Annotated in this window: 18 protein-coding genes; 8 read left to right on the top strand and 10 right to left on the bottom strand. The window is 34.5% G+C overall.

Annotated features, from left to right (window positions below):
• Window positions 1–35: 35 nt before the first annotated feature.
• Both J7604_RS20360 and J7604_RS20355 read right to left on the bottom strand, forming a co-directional pair.
• Entirely contained in the window at window positions 36–1,889 is a 1,854-nt protein-coding gene (locus J7604_RS20360; RefSeq protein WP_293899955.1) for an arylsulfatase, read from the bottom strand.
• 325 nt (window positions 1,890–2,214) lie between these two features.
• Window positions 2,215–2,400, bottom strand: a complete 186-nt coding sequence (locus J7604_RS20355) for a hypothetical protein (RefSeq protein ID WP_293899952.1) — start codon at window positions 2,398–2,400, stop codon at window positions 2,215–2,217.
• A 284-nt stretch (window positions 2,401–2,684) separates the two neighbouring features.
• Between J7604_RS20355 and J7604_RS20350 the strand changes: the two genes are divergently transcribed.
• Window positions 2,685–3,392 carry a phosphatase PAP2 family protein gene (locus J7604_RS20350; protein WP_293899949.1) on the top strand — a complete coding sequence of 236 codons (708 nt, stop codon included), beginning with the start codon at window positions 2,685–2,687 and terminating at the stop codon, window positions 3,390–3,392.
• Between the two features lie 29 nt (window positions 3,393–3,421).
• Here J7604_RS20350 and J7604_RS20345 read toward each other — a convergent pair whose 3' ends face one another.
• Window positions 3,422–4,528, bottom strand: a complete 1,107-nt coding sequence (locus tag J7604_RS20345; RefSeq protein WP_293899946.1) for a mandelate racemase/muconate lactonizing enzyme family protein — start codon at window positions 4,526–4,528, stop codon at window positions 3,422–3,424.
• A 172-nt stretch (window positions 4,529–4,700) separates the two neighbouring features.
• Here J7604_RS20345 and J7604_RS20340 point away from each other — a divergent pair, with 172 nt between their 5' ends.
• From J7604_RS20340 to J7604_RS20330, 3 genes are all read left to right on the top strand, one after another.
• Window positions 4,701–5,366: a response regulator transcription factor gene (locus J7604_RS20340; RefSeq protein ID WP_293899943.1), complete on the top strand. Its 666-nt coding sequence runs from the start codon at window positions 4,701–4,703 to the stop codon at window positions 5,364–5,366.
• Window positions 5,367–5,967: 601 nt separating this feature from the next.
• Window positions 5,968–6,600 (top strand): PAS domain-containing protein, encoded by a 633-nt coding sequence (locus J7604_RS20335; protein WP_293899940.1) that lies wholly within the window; start codon window positions 5,968–5,970, stop codon window positions 6,598–6,600.
• 83 nt (window positions 6,601–6,683) lie between these two features.
• Window positions 6,684–7,187 (top strand): YdeI/OmpD-associated family protein, encoded by a 504-nt coding sequence (locus J7604_RS20330; RefSeq protein WP_293899937.1) that lies wholly within the window; start codon window positions 6,684–6,686, stop codon window positions 7,185–7,187.
• A gap of 83 nt (window positions 7,188–7,270) precedes the next feature.
• On the opposite strand, the gene J7604_RS20325 is transcribed toward J7604_RS20330, so the two are convergent.
• On the bottom strand, window positions 7,271–9,871 hold the full coding sequence (locus tag J7604_RS20325) for a glycoside hydrolase family 2 protein (protein WP_293899934.1): 2,601 nt from the start codon (window positions 9,869–9,871) through the stop codon (window positions 7,271–7,273).
• Window positions 9,872–10,063: 192 nt separating this feature from the next.
• The gene (locus J7604_RS20320; protein WP_293899931.1) at window positions 10,064–11,074 is read right to left on the bottom strand and encodes a bifunctional oligoribonuclease/PAP phosphatase NrnA; all 1,011 of its coding nucleotides are present in this window, start codon (window positions 11,072–11,074) and stop codon (window positions 10,064–10,066) included.
• 231 nt (window positions 11,075–11,305) lie between these two features.
• Between J7604_RS20320 and J7604_RS20315 the strand changes: the two genes are divergently transcribed.
• Entirely contained in the window at window positions 11,306–11,662 is a 357-nt protein-coding gene (locus J7604_RS20315; protein WP_293899928.1) for a hypothetical protein, read from the top strand.
• A 53-nt stretch (window positions 11,663–11,715) separates the two neighbouring features.
• Window positions 11,716–11,934, top strand: coding sequence for a hypothetical protein (locus J7604_RS20310; RefSeq protein WP_293899925.1), 219 nt, complete (start codon window positions 11,716–11,718; stop codon window positions 11,932–11,934).
• A gap of 121 nt (window positions 11,935–12,055) precedes the next feature.
• On the opposite strand, the gene J7604_RS20305 is transcribed toward J7604_RS20310, so the two are convergent.
• The 5 genes from J7604_RS20305 to J7604_RS20285 form a co-directional block, all read right to left on the bottom strand.
• Window positions 12,056–15,298 (bottom strand): glycosyl hydrolase family 8, encoded by a 3,243-nt coding sequence (locus J7604_RS20305; RefSeq protein ID WP_293899922.1) that lies wholly within the window; start codon window positions 15,296–15,298, stop codon window positions 12,056–12,058.
• Between the two features lie 338 nt (window positions 15,299–15,636).
• Window positions 15,637–16,167, bottom strand: coding sequence for an HD domain-containing protein (locus J7604_RS20300; protein ID WP_293899919.1), 531 nt, complete (start codon window positions 16,165–16,167; stop codon window positions 15,637–15,639).
• Window positions 16,168–16,408: 241 nt separating this feature from the next.
• A complete protein-coding gene (locus J7604_RS20295) occupies window positions 16,409–17,461 on the bottom strand; it encodes a T9SS type A sorting domain-containing protein (RefSeq protein ID WP_293899916.1) in 1,053 nt (350 codons plus the stop codon).
• 606 nt (window positions 17,462–18,067) lie between these two features.
• Window positions 18,068–18,562, bottom strand: coding sequence for a thioesterase family protein (locus J7604_RS20290; protein ID WP_293899913.1), 495 nt, complete (start codon window positions 18,560–18,562; stop codon window positions 18,068–18,070).
• Between the two features lie 39 nt (window positions 18,563–18,601).
• On the bottom strand, window positions 18,602–19,198 hold the full coding sequence (locus J7604_RS20285) for a TetR/AcrR family transcriptional regulator (protein WP_293899910.1): 597 nt from the start codon (window positions 19,196–19,198) through the stop codon (window positions 18,602–18,604).
• Window positions 19,199–19,422: 224 nt separating this feature from the next.
• Here J7604_RS20285 and J7604_RS20280 point away from each other — a divergent pair, with 224 nt between their 5' ends.
• Both J7604_RS20280 and J7604_RS20275 read left to right on the top strand, forming a co-directional pair.
• Complete coding sequence (locus J7604_RS20280) at window positions 19,423–20,304, top strand: universal stress protein (RefSeq protein WP_293899907.1); 882 nt, start codon at window positions 19,423–19,425, stop codon at window positions 20,302–20,304.
• An 11-nt stretch (window positions 20,305–20,315) separates the two neighbouring features.
• Complete coding sequence (locus J7604_RS20275) at window positions 20,316–21,161, top strand: universal stress protein (protein ID WP_293899904.1); 846 nt, start codon at window positions 20,316–20,318, stop codon at window positions 21,159–21,161.
• Window positions 21,162–21,170 lie beyond the last annotated feature (9 nt).

The raw sequence follows: 21,170 nt of genomic DNA, 5'->3' as shown, positions 1-21,170 counted from the left end.
AATGATAACACTGAAATATTTTAACATAAACAAAACTATTGTCTTGGCTTTTCGATTTGCTTTTGCAACAGCTGCTTTTGTCTGATTGCAGCATGTTCAAAGTCTATAAGCGGATAAATATTATACTTGCGAGCTTCCGAATCGAACAGAGCTTTTAACTCATTCAGTTTTTCAGGGTATTTTGCTGCAAGGTCAACACGCTCGTTAAAATCTTCATTCAGATTGAACAACTCCCAGATATCATTATCCGGGTTTCCGTCAAGGGTAGTTTTAGGTTCATCAGAATAAGGGAATAACTCAAGTGTCGTTGGTCTGTGAGCTGCTGCTGCTTTCCAGCCATCTTTATAAATTGCTCTGTTGGCAAAAATACAATAGTGCTGCTGCGTGTGTTTTGAAGGTGCATTTGCATTGGCTACACTATAGAAGAGACTTGCTCCCTGAAGAGGAGTTTGTTTGTAACCGCGGATATTTTCAGGCTGTTGAACTCCGGTAATCTCTTCAATTGTAGGAAAGATATCTATCAGGTGACTATATTGATTCCTTACTCCTCTCTCTTTTATTCCTTTAGGATAATGGACAATCAAAGGATTATGTGTGGCACCTTCAGAATTGGCATCACCTTTCCAGTGTTTGAAAGGTGTATTGGTTGCCTGAGCCCAGCCTAATGGGTAGTTTGCAACACTTGCTACCTCTTTACCTCCTACCTTATCAAATTCGCTTAATACAAATTTACGGTATTCATCTCTTGTAAAGCTAGCATTACTGAATCGATTGGTCTTCGTGATTACTCCATATTCAGAACCTTCTTTACTTCCACCATTGTCACCGATAATGATAAATATAGCAGTATTTTCGAGTTCACCTGTTGTTTTCAAATGACTCACCAGACGTCCAATTTCATAGTCCGTATATTCAAGGAAGCCAGCATATACTTCCATAAAGTGCGCAAAAGATTTTTTCTCTTCAACAGGAACATCTTTCCAGGCTTTAATTAAAGGATGACGGTCAGGAAGCTTGGCATTGGCAGGAATAACTCCTAACTTCTTTTGATTTGCAAAAACCTGTTCTCTGTATACATCCCATCCCTGATCAAACTTGCCTTTGTATTTATCACTCCATGCTTTATCTACCTGATGAGGAGCATGAGCAGCTCCGGTAGCATAATAAATAAAGAAAGGTTTATCAGGAGCTATACTGTTTTGTTTATCAATATAGCTTATTGCTTTATCTGTCAGCAGTGTATTGAGATGTCTTCCATCAGGCTTGATATGTTGGTTATCTTCTACTAAATCTGGTTTGTATTGGTCAGTAGCACCTCCAAGGAATCCAAAATTATGATCAAAGCCTTTGCCGGAAGGCCAGCGGACAAAGGGCCCCAGATCTGTAGTTTCTTCATCTGGAGTTAAGTGCCATTTACCCAGCTGATAAGTGCTGTATCCATTGTCCCTGAGCACTTCTGCGATTGTTCCGTTTTCCGGAAGAATATGTCCATCATAGCTTGGGAAATCTGCACCAAGGTGATAATTAGGGAATAATCCCATTTTGACAGCATGATGGTTTCTTCCTGTAAGCAATGCAGCACGTGTGGGCGAACAAATACCTGCTGTATGAAAATTGGTATATCTTAATCCATTATTTGCCAGACTATCAAAATTAGGTGTATTAATTAAGCCTCCAAAAGCACTGGTAGCACCAAACCCTACATCATCAAGTAATATAAGCAATACGTTTGGGGCGCCTGGTTTTGCTTTCTTAAGATATTCCACCTTTTGAGGTTCTGAAGCTTTCCAGGATTTGTTAATTTTCCCGTTCCATTGAGGTTCTTCATTTTGGGCAAATGACTGTAGCGTAGCGCTTATCAGCAAAGCTGAAAGTAACTTTCTCTTCATTATATAATATTTAGGAATTTGAAAATGCATTTATCAGCATAAAAAAGTCCTAGCCTGAAGATTCTAGATAATCAGGATACAAACTTATTCTTGCTGAAGGTATTCAGGAGTATGAATGGAGATATTCCTGCATTCCTTTCAACCGGGAATGTTTAATTGTCGGAGTGTGGTTCTATCGATGGTTCTGTCTTTCCGACAGATCAAATATCGTCTTTGATTGTAAACTAATAAAAAAGGGATTACTTAAAACTTTTATCATACCAACAAAAAAGTTTTAAGTAATAAGACTTAATACTTATTACTTGGCACTTAAATCCTCCCCGTATCAAAAAAACAAATAGCCAAGTATAATCTCTTTTAACATTTCAAGCTCTTCAAGCTCTTCCTCATCTGGAGTGATGATTTCAGACAGGTAATTGAATCTCGGAATGATTTCGGTGTTGATGATTTGATTTAAAGAAAGTATCCCATCTGGATTTTCAGGGAATGAAAGGGTGGTATTGTTTTGCATAGCTCTATTCTATTTTATTCAGTCCTTTATTGAGGATATAGACGGCTTGCCAAATAAAATATTTTAAAAAGAGGAAATTTTTTTCAGGGAAAAGAGAATTAATAAAAAGCGATTTAGTTGGAGCACAGAATATTAACTTGTATTACATTGTTTATAAGTAACTTACAGTATAAAATCTTAAAACAATGAAACAAAGAATATCACATAAGAAAACGATGATCTGACAAGAGATTGCCATATATTTAACACTGAAAACAAAGGAGAATTACCGAGGTTTATTTATTATGATCCAAAAGGTTTACAGAAAGACCATTGCCATTATTACACTTTTTTCAATTGAGTTTTTAATAACAGGGATACTTTTCTTTGCTTCTATTTTTCTATTTGGACTGATAGTGAAAGAATTGTTTTATGACAAACAGGAACAATTCGACCATTTTGTATATCAATGGGTTCACCAATTTACCTCACCGGCAATGACCAATTTTATGAAGGCAATGAGTTTCCTTGCCTCCAGAGAGTTCATACCTGTAATGTTTGTTCTTTTGCTTCTTTATTTTCTGTTCATAAAGAAACATCACTGGTATAGCTTAAAAGTTCCGGTTGTAGTAATAGGTAGCTTGTTGTTAAATCTTTTCCTTAAATTTCTATTCAATCGACCAAGACCAATCGTGGAGAGGCTTTCAGAGGCTTCAGGCCTAAGCTTTCCAAGCGGTCATTCTATGACTGCTTTTTCCTTTTATGGTTTGCTTATTTATTTTACATGGAAAGAAGTGCCACAAAAAGGATTGAAGTGGATTATTACAATTATCTTGCTTCTTATCATCCACCTTATCGGCGTAAGCAGAGTGTATCTTGGAGTACATTATGCCAGTGATGTACTGGCTGGTTTTGCTATCGGATATGTATGGCTGATATTATCGATTCTTGTTCTGCAACGACTTGAAAAATATTACCAAAAGAAAGTAGATCCTCTTAAGCAATTTGAATAGACAATACCAGTTTTATTTTTTTTAATTTATTAATGAATTGCCACTTGGGGTAAATTTTCAAGGTAGCTTTCATCAACAGAGGCCCCTAAACCAATGGCGTCAGGCAAAGTAATAAGTCCATTCTGGCCATATAACATTCCTCCTCTAACAGGATCTTCCTCAAACATCAAAGGTGTATCAAAGTCAAAATATTTTATGTTGTCATTGGAAAGACTAAGATGTGCAGAAGCAGTAAAGCCTAATCTGGACTCCAAAAACCCTCCTATCTGCATTTGAATATCTGCTCTCTCTGCAAGTTTTATAATTTTTAAAGCATTAAAAATACCTGAAGATTTTCCCAACTTAATATTAAATCGATGACATGCATTCAAATCAATAAGTCTTGCAGCGTCATTATGATCGCAACATGATTCATCGGCCATAATTGGTATGAGGCTATTTTTCTTAAGGAAAGGTAGGTTCATAAAATCCCATCTGGGAATTGGTTCTTCACAATGTTGTATATTGTACGGCTCAAGATCTTTAAGTATTTCAACAGCCATCTTGCAATCCCAGCCCTGGTTTGCATCAATCCTTAACGGAATATCATATCCGATTTTATTTCGGATTTGTTTTATCCTTTCTATATCTTCTTCTCTGGTTCCTCCAAGTTTAACCTTAATGACTTTAAAACCATTGTTCTTTATTTTAACTGCATCATTCGCCATCTTTTCAGCCACATCGATACTTATAGTATAGTCAGTTACAATCTGCTTGGAATTATTTCCACCAAGAAATTTGTATAAAGGCACCTTAGCATACTGTGAGGCTATATCATACAATGCAATATCAAAAGCACTTTTAATACTGGTATTGGCATATATGACTTTATTCATCAAATTGATACACTCTTCGATTTCAAGTGGATTTTTCCCAATTAGCGCTTTTCCTAAGTATTGCCCTACAATAAACCCGGTATCCATACTTTCACCATTTATAGTCTTAAACGGACTACATTCTCCAAATCCTACCAGACCAATATCAGTTGTAATTCTGACAATTACATTTTCAGCATGATCCAAAATGCCCAAAGAAATTTTAAAAGGCTCTAAAAGCTTTATCTTTGATTTAAATATTTCTATTTGATGAATGAGCATTTGTAAAATTCTATTTAACTTTAAACTTAATGATATTTTTGAATACCAATGTATCCTTCCAAATAAGTATTAAAAGATGTGGAAGAGGTTTTGGTGGGACAAATTGAAAATAATATTTTTAATTAATCAAGAGGGGTTCCCCTTTTTGTCAGATTGGCGAATAAAATATATTATGAGTCTTACTTTTCAGCAAAAGCTTGAAAGCGTAATTGCTACATCAGAGCTGATTCCAGGTGTAATCATTATACAAAATCTATCAGATCTTAAAATCGAATATATGTCTCCCCGAGGATTAAATATACTTGGAGTGGATCTTGAAGAGATTAAAAGTATTGAAAATGCTGAATACAATGATCGATATTTTAATGTTGAAGACTGGAAAGATTATTCATCAAAAATTTTAGAACTTATTGAATCTAAAAATGAAAACGATTTGATTTCATTTTTTCAACAAGTGAGAAAAAGTAAAAACCATGAATGGACGTGGTATCTGAGTACATTAAAAATATTTCATTCAGACGAAAATGATATACCTACCCATGTTATAGTGATTGCATGTCCTATTGATTCTCAGAATTCAGTAAATGCTAAAGTAGACAGATTGTTGGATGAGAATACATTTCTGAGAAATAATCATAAATTATTTTCCAGTTTAACCAATCGCGAAATTGAAATATTAAAGCTTATGGCTATTGGTCAACAATCTGCAGATATTGCTGAGATGCTTCACATTTCAGAGAAAACTATTAGTACTCACCGTAAGAATATCAGAAATAAACTGCAGATTCAAAATCAATATGAGTTAACCAAATTTGCTCAGGCCTTTAACTTGATTTAATTAAAACCTATCAATTTGCTATAAGAAGCTAGTAGTAGGAATTCCTGCAATCCTTTTTTATTATTTCAAATAAAGATTGCATTTTTTGCTCAATCTCATCTAATTCGCTAGGTCTGTTTTGTTTGCTTTCAGGGCAGCATTGAGCAAGTATTTTTTGTCTTTCTGACTTGAGTGAATAGTAATCTTTAAGTAATAAAAATACATCCTGTTCCATAGTAATTGTGATTTTAATAGCTTGGAAGGATTCTTACGCCTTTAGCCAAATATTTGTTTTATACAAATATTTACTTATTCAAAAAATATAACTTTTTGACAAATAAATTCAATTTAATAAAACTACAATTGACTTACCCCCTTATTTATAAGGGAAAATTAACAAAAATATAATTATTTAAACTTTGACTGGTTATTTTTTTATATAACAAAACCCCTAAAATTCTTAAATCGTAAAACGCTTTTAAACGAGGAAAAATACAATTACAAAAATAGAATAATCATTCTATTGGTAATTGTTTACTGTCGGGGATCCATTTGTACGTGAGTATTTAATAAAAAGATATTCACTTATCTGAGGCAATTTAATAACTAAAATATTTGAATTATGACTAATGAAGTTGCCAAGTCTATGTCTCCAGAAGAACGGGTGTCTTTCCTTGAGAATAAGCTTAATAGTATCCTCTTCACTATCGAAAATATTATAAAGGGGGATACCGAAAAAGCCAAAAGTTTAATGCTTAGTCATACAGATGAATATGAGCAGACGATACTTAAATCCCTGATTGAAAACTCAGCCAACCCAATGCCAGCACAAGAAGAAAAAACTTACGATTTCCTAAGAATAATTATTGAAGGCATGCCCTTTCCTGTTTTTCTGAAAGACGAACAGGGGAAATACCTGCTTATAAATAAACTCGAGGCAGAACTGTTTGGGCTTGATGAGGCACAAATTATTGGGAAAGAAGATGCACACTTTATCCAGAATGAAGAGCAAATAGAAATAATCAGAAAGTCTGATGAAGAGGTTTTGAATCAGAATAAAAGTATTGAACTCCCTAATCAAAACTTTTCATTATCCAATGGACGAACCTATGTTTTCAAAACACATAAGATTCCATTTCTGAACCCTATTACTGGAAAGACCAATATCCTTGGATTCTCGGCGGATGTAACTGACACTGTCAACCTTGATAAATTAAAAAAGATTGTGATGGGCTGCAGTAATCCTTATTTATAGCTTATTTATAATTTTATTTTTTAACCCGACACATTTTACCTTCATATTTTTTATCTTGGGTTCTGATAAACCTACGAACTCAATTGATAAAATTTAATACAGTTATCCTCCAGTTCGAAGAAAAAGGAGAAAAAACAGGCTGGAGCTACATAGAGATCCCAAGAGATGTAGCTCAACAATTACAACCATCTAATAAAAAATCCTTTAATGTAAAAGGCAAATTGGATGCTTATGAATATAAAGGTGTAAGCCTTCTGCCAATGGGCAATGGCAATTATATCATGCCTTTAAATGCATCTGTAAGAAAAGCAATCAAAAAAAATAAAGGTGCGATGCTTGTGGTAGAAATTACTTTAGATACAGAAGAAAAAAAATTGTCTGAAGACTTTATGACTTGCCTGGAAGATGAACCTAAAGCTTTAAAATTCTTTCAGTCCTTACCAAAATCTCATCAAAGATACTTTTCCAACTGGATTGAATCTGCTAAAACAGAAGCCACCAAAACCAAAAGAATTGCTATGTCTGTTAATGGCCTGGCTATGGGACTAGGCTATGGGGAGATGATCAGAATGTACAAGAACCAATAAATACTTATTACTGATTATAAATAATAAAGCCTTTAATTTGAATTAAAGGCCTTATTATTTATGAAAATGATACCTCTTGCATATTAATAACTATCAGCAACAGTAAGTACTTTCAACTTCTTTTCCAACTCATCTACAGAGGGATTTCCATTAATTTTAAAAGTCAATATTCTGGTTTGATTTGCATCCAGATCAAAGAAGTTATCACTCAGATTACAATCCAAACCTTCAAAATATAAATAAACGTCTTTAGCGAATTTATCAGATCTTACTTGCATAGTATAAGTATCGATAGATTGAGATATTTTAACCAATACGTTTGGCTTAGGCAATGACAGGGATTTATAAGGAACCAAAAAGAAATTATTCTCCGTTATTGCTTTTCCATTTTCAGACAGTTCAGCTTTAATATAAACATCTTCTTTGTTCTTGCCCTTTAACAACTCAGCTAATTTATCTTTAAAAAACACTTTGCTAGCATTACCAGGAATCATTATCTTCTGTGGTATTGCTAAAATCAGCTTTCCAGAAAAATCATATACACTGATCCTCAATTCAGCATTAGTATTTTTTAATCTATCCGAAACAACATAAGCTTTTATAGTATCATTGCGCTGAGTAAAGCTAACAATCATATCCTTATAAGCATTTCTTGCTCTGTAATGGCTGGCTTTCCAATTACCGAAGTAATCGACAGAAGACCAGGATACAGTTGGCCAGCAATCGTTGATTTGCCAATACATAGAACCCATAGTATAAGGCATATTTCGTCTATGCGCTTCGCCGGCAGTCTTTATTGCTTGTCCGTGTAGCAGCTGACTTATATAAATATATGATTCAAAATCTTTTGGTGTCCTAAACTCCTTTTTCATATATCTATCTATCATATGATTACCATTCATTCCTTTGCCAATCCACTCCATAGGGCTTCTCTGTCTTTTCAGCAATACCTCCGAATCCCATTGCATATCTTCTGTTAAAGCTATTTTCTTTAGTGTATTGATACATGGATAAGATTGAAATCCATACTCACTGATAAAGCGTCCTGGTTGTTCTTCATAGCTGGAGAATGGCTGTTCACCAAACCATACTGACCAGGAATGCTGGTCGCCAGATAACGGCGTCTGCAATTTATCCTGCTCTGATTGAGGAGAACAAGCCCAGTATAATTTTTCCGGATCAAATTTTTGTACCGTTTCGGGAAGTACTTTATAAAATATATTTGTATAGTATTTCCAAAGCGTGTCTTTCTGCTGATTGCTGTAGCCAAAACGTTCCTGATAGTTCCACTCATGCCAGCCATTCAGTATTTCGTTATTGCCAGCCCATAACATAATGTTAGGATAGTTTCTAAGACGTTTAACCTGTTCTTCTGCTTCTTGTCTGATATTCTCCGCAAATGCATCGTCGCCCGGATACATGCTACAGGCAAACATAAAATCCTGGTAAATAATCAGTCCTTTTTCTGCACATAAGTCGTAGAATTGATCTGTTTCATAGACAGCACCACCCCATACTCTAAGCACGTTCATATTGGCATCCAGTGCTTCATTAATAACTCTATTGTATTTATCCTGTCTAACTCTTGTGATCAGATTATCTCCGGGAATATAGTCAGCTCCTTTCATAAATACCGGCACTCCATTCAACTCTACATAAAATGATTTGCCAAGAGCATCCTTCTTCTGAATTACTTTTAATGTGCGTATCCCAAGTTTTGTTTCTTTTATATCTGCTTCAGCACCTTGAATGTTCAGGATGGTCTTAACATTATATAGTTTTTGCTTGCCCAAACCTGCACTCCACCAAAGCTCGGGATTTTTAACAGAAAGGTCCATATGAAAGGTATTCATACCTTTCTTCAGCTGTACACTCATAGCACCAAGGCGCTTTCCATCTGCTGAAACATCTATATGCCCTGCTCCTACTTTCGTAGCTATAACTTCTATAGTAGCAGTATAATTGGCAATTTTGGATGAAACATTCTTCTGTTGAAGGAATACATCTTTGATTCTTCCTTTTGACCAAGCATGAAGATAAACAGGTTGCCATATTCCAGATGTTACAAGTCTTGGCCCCCAGTCCCATCCATAATGGTATGCAGCTTTCCTTGTCATTACCGAGTTCTGCTTTCCCTTTGGAGCTTGTTCATTTTGAACAGGAATTAGGAATCCAAGCTTATTCAATTTTTCCTGTCCGATTTTAACCGGAGATTTGAATACTATTCTCAATTGGTTGTTACCTTCTTTGAGATTGGGGCATTCTACACTCCAGGACCTGAACATATTGTCAGCAGACAAAATCAATGAGTCATTCAGATAAACATCAGCATATGTATCGAGCCCTTTAAAATAAAGTTCTTTGTTCTCCTGATTTATTATTTCCTTAGAAACATAGAAAGTGGTTCTATATTCCCAATCTTCATTTTCTATCCACTGTACATCGAATTCATTTAACCTGAAAAAGGGATCCTTAATAGTACCGTTTTCAATCAAGTCCTGATGGACACAACCAGGCACAGAAGCCTTTGACCAGTTCTCCTTACCAACTTGTCTGAATTCCCAGTTTTTATCTAACTGAATAGTTTCATGGCTTTTCTCAGAAGGTGCTTTGGCATTGGCTGAATTATTAAATGAAAAATCTAAAACCAATAAGAGGAATAATAAATAGCTGAGTTTTTTCATAGATGATTAAAGATTCAAACTTAAATTTCCGGCAAAGAATATCAAAACCCTATTGATATGCAATTAATTACTAATAAAAAATAGGATATTTCAGAAAAAAATTAAGGTCCATTTCAGCCAGAATAGACTTCAAGGGACCTTAATGAATATTTTACTGGAATATTTGGATTCAATAACTTAGCAGTTATTCTTTTACTTATCCGACTTAAAATAAACTGGCAGAAGAACTTTCAATTTATTTAACGTAGCCTCCATGGACATTTCGCTGATCCCCCCCGAAGCATTGGCATGTCCGCCTCCGTCAAAATGTTCTTCAGCTAGCATATTAACCGGATTTTCTTGCCCTTTGGATCTAAAAGACATTTTGATTTTCCCTTCCTTCTCATAAAGACAAACCGCAATCCTGATTCCTTTAATAGACAATGCTAAATTAGCCAGACCGTCAGTGTCTCCTTTCTGGGCATTGAATCGAGCAAGTTCAGCTTCTGTCAATGAAATAATTGCTGCATTGCAGCTATCAAGAATTTCAAGTTTCTCGCTCATAGCATATCCCTGCAAACGCAAGCGGCCGACAGTATTATTATCATTCAACTGCTCATGAATGAGATGGTGCTGAACACCGGCCTCTAACAATTTTCCTAATATTTCATGCGTTCTTGGTTGCACTGAAGGAAAGCGGAAAGCTCCTGTATCAGTAAGTATACCAAGATATAAAGGTGTTCCGATTTTTTCATTTAATAAATCTGCATGTCCTGATTGCTCAATAAGCTCATAGATAAGCTGAGAGGTAGAGCAGACTTCTGTTTCGGAAACAATTATATTCACGAAATTTTCCGGATTAAGATGGTGATCGATCATGATCTTCTTGCCAGGAGCCGATTTAATAAGCTGCTGCATTTCCGGCCCAACGCGGTCGGTTGCATTATAATCCAAACAGAAAATAAGACCAGCATTCTGGAAATGATTTTTCAGTGCATCTCCATCCCTATCCATATACAAAATTGAATCAATGCCTTCCAGCCATTGCAAAAACTCAGGTGCAGGATCAGGATGGCCAATTACAGCCTTTTTTCCTAAGCGTTCTATAAAATGAAATAAACCCAATGAACTACCTACCGAGTCTCCATCCGGTGATTTATGAGCAGTGATAAGTATGTGAGAGGCTTTTAGTATTTCGTTTTCAATCTCTTTGTATGGATTCATGTCAAATTTGCTTTGGGGTGCGAAATTAGGCTTTCTTTATAAAAAAAGAAATCAATTCCATCTTAAGCGATTACTTGTTGAAAGTATGCATTTCTGGCTGAAACCATAATATTCAGCTATTAAACAAAAAAACGGGCAAAACATTAACTCTAAATATTTATTTTTTAACACATTAGCTTACTTTACGAATCTAATTTTAATAATTTCTAAACCAGCTATCAATTTTTTAAAATGAACCGAATGACCCTTACAATGCTATTGGCTTTTACAGTAATCAATTGCTGCATAGCCCAGAAATTTCCTACTCTGAAAAATCAAATTAAGCTTTCACCTATGAGAACTTTAGATCTGGTGAATCCAGGATATGAATTAAGCTATGAAAGGCTCTTACAACGACTATTTGCATTACAAGCATCTGCGGCTTATTTAAAAGACATTTTTAAAACAACAGATTTTGAAAATATTCAAGGATACAGATTAGGACTGGAAGGGAAATTTTTAATTGCAATTATGAAAGTAACAAGGCCATACCTGGCTGCTGAAATGATCTATCAAAATTCAAATCTCAAATTCGAAGGGTACTATTGAGATTTCGGCACTACCGGTTCAAATAAACTAGAACTTTATAACGTTGATAAAACATGACCATATTTAATATGAAAATCGGATTTGAGTTTGTAATCCGGCACTTTGTTATTGATGTCTATAGTGGAATTGGTGGGAAATTTAAAAGCATAAATTACATTGGACCTGCAGCTAAACCTGGATGCATAACTTGGTCTTATAATTCGACACCTATAGAAGGTAATCATCTAACTTTTACGGTACCTATGAATGTCAAGTTAGGATACCCTTTTTAGATTATAACCTATTAGAGGATATTTTCTGTAAAATAAAAAAGGATAAGTATTTTACTACTTATCCTTCTCTCTATGATAAACCTAATAAAGACAGACAATTTGCACTGCCTGTCCTCATTCACTAATCCGCTATTACAACTTTAACTACTTTTTTGTTTCCCTTATAATTTATTACCAATCCATATACACCCGCATTTAGGTTGCTGACATTGATATTAGATTCTGTTTCTCCAGCTTGTAATTCTCTTCCGAAATTATCAACTACAGAATATTTGAAACTTCCTTGTAAACCTTGAACATTTAAAGAACTCTTAGCTGGATTAGGGTAAATTACAAATCCAATTGATCCAAGGTTATCTATTCCTGTTACAACCTCGAATTTAATTTCATTCGAAGTTACTGTAGCAGGATCAGCGCAGTTGGCCGAAGAAGTCATTGTAACAGAATAAGTATCTCCAGCATTGATTGGTTTTGGTACTTCAAATGAACCAGCGGAAGCATTGGAAATAACCTGATTATTCTTCATCCAGACATAAGTAGCATTCGCTCCTTTATTGAAAGCTGTGGTTGTCAATACAAAATTTGTTTCCGGATTATCAACTACAGTGCCTGATTCAGACTTCAATTCTATAGATGGAGTTACTTTTGCATTTACAGTCACTGTAATAGCTGCTCGCGGACTTTCGCAATCTTCTGTCGCTGATTTTTGAGAAACATAGTAAATTAATTTACCTGGAGTAGCTGTTGATGGTGTTGGTGCTGTCGTACTAGCTGTACCTCCTGTTGCATTGGTTCCATACCATTGAAGAATATTACCTGTTGAAGCAGTTGAAGTTAAAGCCGGAGCTGATGCTCCCTGACAATAATTAAGATCAACTACAGATGGAGCTGTCGGAGGCACGCAAGGACAAACTGGTTTCCAAACTTTAAAGTTTCCGGAAACATTAAGCATACCAAGCATATATAACATACCATCATAATATCTGTATTGACCAGTAGGGATCCCAACATTCCATAATTCCTGTACAAAAGGTGTTGCAAGAGAGGTATTATTTACAGCCAGGGAAGCTACAGCATTACAGGCAACCAGACCGGTAGAATGGTCACCATTGGCATTGGCACCATTCCAGTCGTAATGATTTTTATATCCAGATCCCTGGTTTTTGAAGAACGTTAAATATCTTTCGGAAATTACCGGTTGCTGTGCATCAGCCTTGAACCAATGATAGTCCATTCCTATATTCATAATGCTCCTCCAGGCATCATACATAAACCTGTCAGCATCCTTGTTATAATCCACTTCTTTGGGTGTTCCGTCAAAATTAGAATAATCAGTAGTTAATCCGGAAGACGAATGAGATGCATCTCTTAATAACTTACGTGAAGCAGCAGGTGCCTGAGACCAGAAAGATTGATTTGTTTTAGACCATTTAGCCCATAACTCCCAGAAACCAGGAAGATTATATGATGGATCAGTAAAGTTATAAGAGTCACCATATGGAACAAAAGTTATCAGTTTTGAATTGGTATTGAAAAGGTTGTATACTGAACCTGCTCCCGTCTTACTCATTACCTTGTTCAAGATATCCTGAGCTTCTGCTTCATAGTTATATATTCCAGTTCCATTGCCCCATCTGTTTGCAGCAAAGAATAATGAAGTAATGAAATAAGCTTCACCATCCGAAGCAGGACTGTTTCCTTTTATAGATCCATCTTTATTTAACTGCCATGCAAAGTAACCATTATAGTTATTGTTACTTCCATACTGCATATAGGTTTTTGCCCATTTCCATATTTTATTAAATTCAGCTTGTTTGTTTAACTGCACACATATCATCATACCATATGACATCCCTTCAGACCTTACATCATTATTATTTACATCCAGAATATAAGCCATATCAGTTCCAACTTCATAATATAATTTTTGATCTGCAGTGCCATAAAAGATTTGCTGGAAAGCAGTATTCACTTTAGAGTTGATTTCTGTATCTGTTTTATTCAGAAGTTCTTTAAACATATTTCTGTAAGTTCCAGTGTAATAAGCTCCTTCTCCTGCTTCTTTGCATCCTCCGCCAGTTGAACCTTCTGTAACATTCACTGTAATTGATGCTCTTGGTCCTTCGCAGTTATTCAAAGTTTGTGACACATAATAAATTTTGGTTCCGACTGCATCAGTACTTGGGACAGGTGCGATACTTGATGCAGTTCCTCCTGTAGGATCCGTATACCATTTTAAAGAATTACCAGTAGCTGTTAATGCAGTTGCAGTAGCCCCTTTTACATAACTTATCGGAGACGTGACTGTTGGTGCAGCGGTAGAACAAGTTGGAGTTGAAGTCTTATTTGCAATAGCATAAGTACCTTTATCAGGTACTACATCAAATTCTATATATTTAACGTTATTTACAGTTACAATAGAAGATGTTTGTAGCGTATTTCCTAAGTATACTTTTGCTTCGGTCCAGCCGCTTGGTAATTGACGACGAACTGTAACTGCTGCGTCATAAATACTATTATCAAGATTATCTGTTGCTGTCAATCTTAAAGAGTCATTATTTACAGTAGTCTCTGAAATATTCAGAGCATTACGTTCTTTAATATATTTTACAACATTAGAAAATGTTCCTACCCAATAATCAGCAGCATTAGAATTAACATAAGATAAATGATTTCCAAGTACACTTGAGGCCAAAGGAGAATATCCTCCGTCATTGTCTATACCGTGAATAAGGAATACGCACCATCCATTGTTATTCTTAGCGCTGGAAACTTTGTTATTTAAATCATTGGCTGTATTAACACCTGTATTTCCACAAATGATTGAACTAAGATTATAAAAGTCAGTTGGAGAACTTGAATTAATTTGTCCACTGCAAGTTCTGCCCGCTATATAATACTTTTGGATAGTATTTACGTCACCTGTATTACAGTTAGGATATGCAATGGTTAAACATTTTGCATTTGTAATATTGGAATTAATTGTGTTTTGAGAGTTTTTATATTCTGTATCCTGTTGAGTTGTATTCAGTGTAGTCAAAGTAGTATGTGAAACAGTATGACTTGCAACTTCATGTCCATTATTTGATGCGGTCTTCAACTGACTCCAGTTAGGTCCCCAGTTCGTTACCACAAACGAGGTAGTTTTAAAATTATACTGATTAAAAAGAGGAATAGCTACCGGTAACTGATTGGAGGTATTATCATCCATAGTATATGTAACCGCTGCTGATTTAAACTTATACCATTTACCAACCTGATAAGTGGATGGAACTTGTGCCATACCTGTAATACTTATGCAAAGCATTAAAAATATACTGGTCAGTTTTGAAACAGCTAAAACCTTTTTTGTGAGTAATCTCATCTTCTTCAGATTATTTGATTAATTGTAAGTGTGTTTTATAAATTCAAGGTTTAAAATCAGCTTTAAATCAACGGCCTGCTGCTTTTTCTTTCTTCACAATCAGAATTACAAGCCCAAAAGCCCAAAAGCAATATACAATTTGCAGGATACGTTGAATTAAAGGAGCTACACGCTGGTATAAAAAAGGTAAACCCAAAATCTTTTAAAAAATGTAAGTATCAGACACTCTGGCCAAAATGATAAATCAAAAAAATAAAGTCATTAATCAACTCTAAAGAAACTAAAAATCATTTCGATAAGAATAAAATTGATGACCATTTAGTTAATGAATTTCTCTTTTAAAGTTTAAAAATCGGAAATGGATTAAGAGGATGTTTTATAAAATTTCTAAGTAATAGTGCTAATAAGAACTTATGAAAGCCTGAATTAGGAAATTTTTTTCTAACTAAGTAAACATCTGATTTTTTTAAACTAAATCTTAAAAGACCCAAAGAAATGTCAATCCAATCTGCTTTCCTGAAAATCTCTATAGTAAGAGGTGCCTTAGTTTTGAAGTTTAATATTTTATGGTGCATTTCGATCATTGAAGAGATTTCCTGAATCCAATCATCTCTGTGAATTGAATGCAAGTATGCCTCTGCATTTCTTATTGAAGGATTCAGATAATCAAAAGTATGATCCGTCCAAATACCTATGTCATGATAAGCAGAAGCAATTGCATATTTATCTATGTTATTTTTATTTCCATCAATCAACTGGCAAAACATAAACACTCTATAGACATGGTTTCTATACTTTTCATAATCCATTCCCAGAATGTCCTTATATTTTAATAATATGTCTTCAATTGTAGAATTAACAGCTATCATTTACATTCAGGCTTTGTCATTACATAAAGTTTAATGCTTCTATTACTAATTTAAATTCTTACTATCCTTATTTTCAAATTTGAATTATACTACTTCGATAAAAGTAAAAAGGCAAGCTACCTATTGATAACCTGCCCTAGTATTTCTTTGTTATATTTGAATTAGTTCTTAAAAATCCGGTAAACCTTAAACGCTACACTGGAATCAATACCTATTCGATTAAGTAGGTCATCTCTTTTTTTTATTTTACTAAGGATACCTTTTTTATGATGGTTATTCCATTCTCATCTTTTAATTCCAGATAGTAAACACCTTCAGAAAGTGAAGATAAATCCACAAAAGAAATCGGTTCTCTTGAGGTTCTGTTATAAACTGTTTTTCCTCCAATATCTTTGATCGAAATACTTACGATCTTTGATCCAGATGCTGAGAATATCTGCATTGGGCCAGAAGTGGGGTTAGGCCCAACCACAAGCATTTCTTTTGTCAAAGACGGATCTGCAAGTGAGTTGATCATATATATTTCTTTTCCAGTAAACCAGTTTACATGACTGAGAGAATCTGTATTCTCACCAATATATCTAAATTTTAATACTTCTTTTCCAACATCCTTAGCCCACCAATTATATTCTATGACTTTATTTATATCTTGATTTAAAAGAGTCCAAGTATCTCCGGTTTTTACTTCAGTATAGGTTGTATAAGTGATATATGAAATTAGTCTTAGTGCATCAAAGTCATTTGTAGGGGTCTTCAGTATTCCCCAGGCATCAGCAGTATCTTTTTTTGCAGTAGAGATCCTCATTCTGGTAGAAGCATCAATCGGTACAATTCGTTCTCCTTCTCCGGAATAATAATTGCCAATGTTGATTGGCAAGTCCATAATAAGCAATGATGGAGAAAATTCATAAGCAGCAACATCCTTCCCTCCAAGAAATGTCTGATGATATCTGAGCCCGTCTTCTGAAATCTGGAAATAAAAAACGCCTTCCACTGTTATCGAAGCAAGGCTTGCAGAAGGAAAGAGTTTGCTAAGTTCTGAATCAAAGGTGATAGGATTAACAAAGATAGTACTGTCTTTAATGCCACCGCTTAATGAAGAAAAGTCCCAGACAATGTTATCTCCAGCTGCTCCGGGAGTTAATCCTTGCAGGTTCTCTGTTATAACCTGCCGGTAATACACATTGTATGCATCATCGGGATGTGGCAAATCTGCTATATTAAGCTGTATTTGAGCTTGAATAACTGGCTGAAAAAACAAAACCAACAGAATGGTTAATAGAAGTTTTTGCATGATTGATAGAATTTTTTAGTTGATTGAAAGAAATTTTCAGTCAACATAAAGAAGTTTCCACTCAATCACAAGAACCATCTGGCAGTCAATACTTTTCTAATCTCTTCCTGTAATATGATTTGTCTTATTTTTTTGAACCTTCTATAAATTCAAGAAATCTACATCCTAGAAACAGTAGGTATATCAGTAAAGAAAAACTACTAAAGGGGGGTAATTTTATCCCTCAGGGTTCACTATAAATTTAGATTGTCAGTAGCTAAATTTTAATCATATTCTAATCAAATTTTAATAATGGAGTATCTCTTTAATTCTTTCAGGCTAAATCCGAAATACCTTTTTAAAAGATATAATAAATAAGAAGGACTGATAAATCCCGTTTCTGGCTAAAATAACTTTGGAGAAGTCTTGTCGCATCAAGAAATGAAAACATATACATCAACATAGTTGAATGGTACTATAAAGTTCGACCCTTTTAAATTGTTTGAAGATAATAGAATATGATAAGTTTGATTGATCTTCCATTCCTTCATTTAAAACAAAATAAAAAGTCCCTCAATTTTGTGATTTAAATAGAGGGACATTTTTAAAACTATATTTCTACGATGCTTACTTCACTACCTTGCTTTTTTGCAGATCTAATAAAGTTTTCAAACGATTTTTGCTTTCTTTATAATGGCTTAGATGTTCGTTTTTCAGTTGACTGAAAAACTCCATTTGCTCAGGTGCATGATTTTCCCTTTTCCCCGTTTTAACATTCACAAAAAAATATTTCGTCCAAAGGAGACTCTTAAACTGACTTTCATCTTCACTCATCATAAGACCTTCAACTAACAATGATGAATTGTCTACTTCAATAACAGAAGTTTGAATTTTCACCTTCTCATTATATAAAGAAGGTTTGAGGTAGTAAATCTCATGATTCGTTACTACCCAGCAATAACCTGAAGCTATAAAATCACTTAACTTTAAATTATAATACTGATCCAGATGGTCTTCCCTTGCATTAATAATATAATCTATATAACGACTGTTGTTCAGGTGCCCCATTGGGTCGCAATCCTGGAAACGGACTGTGTAAACTGAGCTAGGTTCTTTTATCATATCAAAATAGACCATTCGGTCTTTTTTAGGTTAAAATAATTAAGCTTTTAAAGTTATTGTAATATAAGATTTGAGCTCATCAAGCAATCTATTGAGTTTCAAAGGATCACCTGTCGCTTTGGAAAGCATTATAGCCCCTTCTATCCTACTATAAAGAATATCTGCAGCAAGCCCAGCATGAACAGACTTTTTAATCTGATCATATTTTTGGCCTTTTTCGATAATCTGAACAAGGCTGGATAGCATCTGTTTAGAAGCTTGGTTTAGAAGAAGTTTTAATCCTGGCAAGCTATCATCTGCAAAGCTGCTATAATTGAGAATCGGGCATCCACCTTCTATAGGTGATTGTAATGTATAGTTGTAATAATAATCAGTGATGGCAAATAATTTATCAATAGCATTATCGCAGGCCTTAATTCTGGAGACCAGCTCATTTAATACTTTTGAAAAAGAATATTCAAAAGCAGCTTCAATGATATCTTCTTTGCTTTTGAAATGACCATAAACTCCTCCCTTAGCCAAGCCTGTTACATCAAGTATATCACTCATAGAAGTTCCATGAAAGCCTTTCTTATTAAAAGCATGGGCTGCTTTTTCAATGATTAATGCCTTGGTCTTTTCAGCTTTTGATTCCACAATACAAAAATAAGACTGATCGGTCTAAAAAACAAACAACAAAAGAAAAAAAACAAACTTCTGAAAACAAACACAATACAAAATACAAAAACCAAACTCTAAATAACCGTTTAGTCCAACTTGACTTTTTTGTATAAACTTGACAAATATCATTTTTTCAGGTAATCAAACTCATTTTTTCGACACCCTCAGAATCTGACCTTTACACCATAGAGCTGACAAATATGAAAACAATCCTCCTTCCCACTAATTTTTCAAAAGCCTCACAGAAAGCTTTGGAATTTGCTATCATGATAGCCCAAAAGGCTGATGCAAAAATCATCGTTGCACATGCTTATACGCTCACGTCTATTAATGCCGAACCTATTCCTGTTGTTTTTGAAAATGTACTGGAAGAAACTCAGGAATATTTGAAATCACAACTTGACTCGATCTGTGGATATATCTCTTCTTTTAAAACAGACTCTGGCAAGACAATAAACACTCAATATATTATTCAATATAATATCCCTGAACAAGAGATAAAGGAATTAGCAACCCGTCACCAGGTTGATCTTATTGTCATGGGAACCAATAACCCTGAAGGACTTCAGGGGCTAGTGGGAAGCACAATCCAGAATATGATAGAAAATACCAATGTGCCAATACTCGTAATCCATGAAGATACTCCTGTTAAGCTTTTTAATAAAATTGATTTTGCCATAGAAAAAGTATCTGAAAAAATTTCCTATGTAAAAAATATCATAAATCTGGCTAGCATATTCAAATCTGAAATAACCTTATTACATGTAGAACAATATGCCAGATCCTTTCAGGAATACGAAAAAAATACTGAATCGAGTACTGCGTCAATCATTTTGAATTCAGTTAAAAAAATAACCAGCTATGATCAGATTAAATACAAAACTACACTGTCTGATATTGTTGAAGAGGGATTGCACAAAGGTTTAATGGAAGACAATTCAGATTTACTGGTACTTATTTATAATGAAAGAAACTGGTTAGATGCACTATTTCATAAAAGTGTAATCAAAAGTGTTTTGAAAAAATTCAGCCTGCCTGTTCTGATTTTACATTCAAATAAATCTCAAGTAAACATTAGTTAAATAACCTATTTATGAAAAAGATAATTGTACCTATAGATTTTTCTGAAGTATCTGAAAATGCCCTTATTGCAGCAACCGAGATCGCCCGTAAGACTCAGGCTGAAGTTGAGATATTTCATGTAATTGAAGCCCCCGGAGGAACTACCATCAGTGAAACCGGCGAAATATTCATGCCTGATAAAATGGAACAGGTATACGTTTTAAAATGTATAGAGCTCGCCAAAAATAAAATCCATTCTATCCTGGAAAATGTCAGATACGCAGGAGTTAGATTCAATCCAAAGATAAAAGTCGGAGATCCGGGTAAACATTTTTCCAGGTACATTACTTTGGAAAAAGCGGATATGATCATAATGGGAACGTCAGGGTGTGAAGGAATACTTAAGGGAATATTTAATGAATCCAATGCTGAAAAGATTGTAACCAGAGCAGATTGTATGGTTCTTTCTGTGAAAAATAATAATAAAGATTTTCGTATCAGAAATTTAGTCCTTGCAACTAACTTTCAGGACGATTCTCCTGAGTTCATTGGCAAACTAAAGGCATTGCAGGAAATATTTGATTTCAAAATCCATTTATTATATATTAATCCTTTGATCAACTATGAATCAAATCAGAGTATAATTCAAAGCAGATTAAGAGATTATATCAACCGGTTTCAGATGAAAAATTGCGAAAGTATTATTCAGGAAGATTTAACCGAATACAATGGAATTGTAAAATATGCTGAAGATATCAATGCAGATATTATCGCTTTATCTACTCATCAGCATAAAGGCCTGCACTGGCTTGGAGGAATCTCTGAAGATCTGGTAAACTTTGCAGAATTTCCGGTACTAACATTTAAGGTAAATTAATTATTAAAA

Origin of the sequence: Sporocytophaga sp. (assembly GCF_017745095.1) — a bacterium.
Lineage (GTDB): Bacteria > Bacteroidota > Bacteroidia > Cytophagales > Cytophagaceae > Sporocytophaga.
The sequence above is the reverse complement of the archived record's forward strand: the minus strand, read 5'-3'. Positions and strand labels throughout refer to the sequence as shown.

Bases quoted from the DNA above. Each gene is read 5' to 3' on its own strand.
- J7604_RS20295 (WP_293899916.1), bottom strand. From the start codon at position 17,461: ATGCAAAAACTTCTATTAACCATTCTGTTGGTTTTGTTTTTTCAGCCA.
- J7604_RS20310 (WP_293899925.1), top strand. From the start codon at position 11,716: ATGACCATATTTAATATGAAAATCGGATTTGAGTTTGTAATCCGGCAC.
- J7604_RS20335 (WP_293899940.1), top strand. From the start codon at position 5,968: ATGACTAATGAAGTTGCCAAGTCTATGTCTCCAGAAGAACGGGTGTCT.
- J7604_RS20345 (WP_293899946.1), bottom strand. From the start codon at position 4,528: ATGCTCATTCATCAAATAGAAATATTTAAATCAAAGATAAAGCTTTTA.
- J7604_RS20280 (WP_293899907.1), top strand. From the start codon at position 19,423: ATGAAAACAATCCTCCTTCCCACTAATTTTTCAAAAGCCTCACAGAAA.
- J7604_RS20350 (WP_293899949.1), top strand. From the start codon at position 2,685: ATGATCCAAAAGGTTTACAGAAAGACCATTGCCATTATTACACTTTTT.
- J7604_RS20355 (WP_293899952.1), bottom strand. From the start codon at position 2,400: ATGCAAAACAATACCACCCTTTCATTCCCTGAAAATCCAGATGGGATA.
- J7604_RS20360 (WP_293899955.1), bottom strand. From the start codon at position 1,889: ATGAAGAGAAAGTTACTTTCAGCTTTGCTGATAAGCGCTACGCTACAG.
- J7604_RS20325 (WP_293899934.1), bottom strand. From the start codon at position 9,871: ATGAAAAAACTCAGCTATTTATTATTCCTCTTATTGGTTTTAGATTTT.
- J7604_RS20290 (WP_293899913.1), bottom strand. From the start codon at position 18,562: ATGATAAAAGAACCTAGCTCAGTTTACACAGTCCGTTTCCAGGATTGC.
- J7604_RS20340 (WP_293899943.1), top strand. From the start codon at position 4,701: ATGAGTCTTACTTTTCAGCAAAAGCTTGAAAGCGTAATTGCTACATCA.
- J7604_RS20320 (WP_293899931.1), bottom strand. From the start codon at position 11,074: ATGAATCCATACAAAGAGATTGAAAACGAAATACTAAAAGCCTCTCAC.
- J7604_RS20305 (WP_293899922.1), bottom strand. From the start codon at position 15,298: ATGAGATTACTCACAAAAAAGGTTTTAGCTGTTTCAAAACTGACCAGT.
- J7604_RS20275 (WP_293899904.1), top strand. From the start codon at position 20,316: ATGAAAAAGATAATTGTACCTATAGATTTTTCTGAAGTATCTGAAAAT.
- J7604_RS20300 (WP_293899919.1), bottom strand. From the start codon at position 16,167: ATGATAGCTGTTAATTCTACAATTGAAGACATATTATTAAAATATAAG.
- J7604_RS20315 (WP_293899928.1), top strand. From the start codon at position 11,306: ATGAACCGAATGACCCTTACAATGCTATTGGCTTTTACAGTAATCAAT.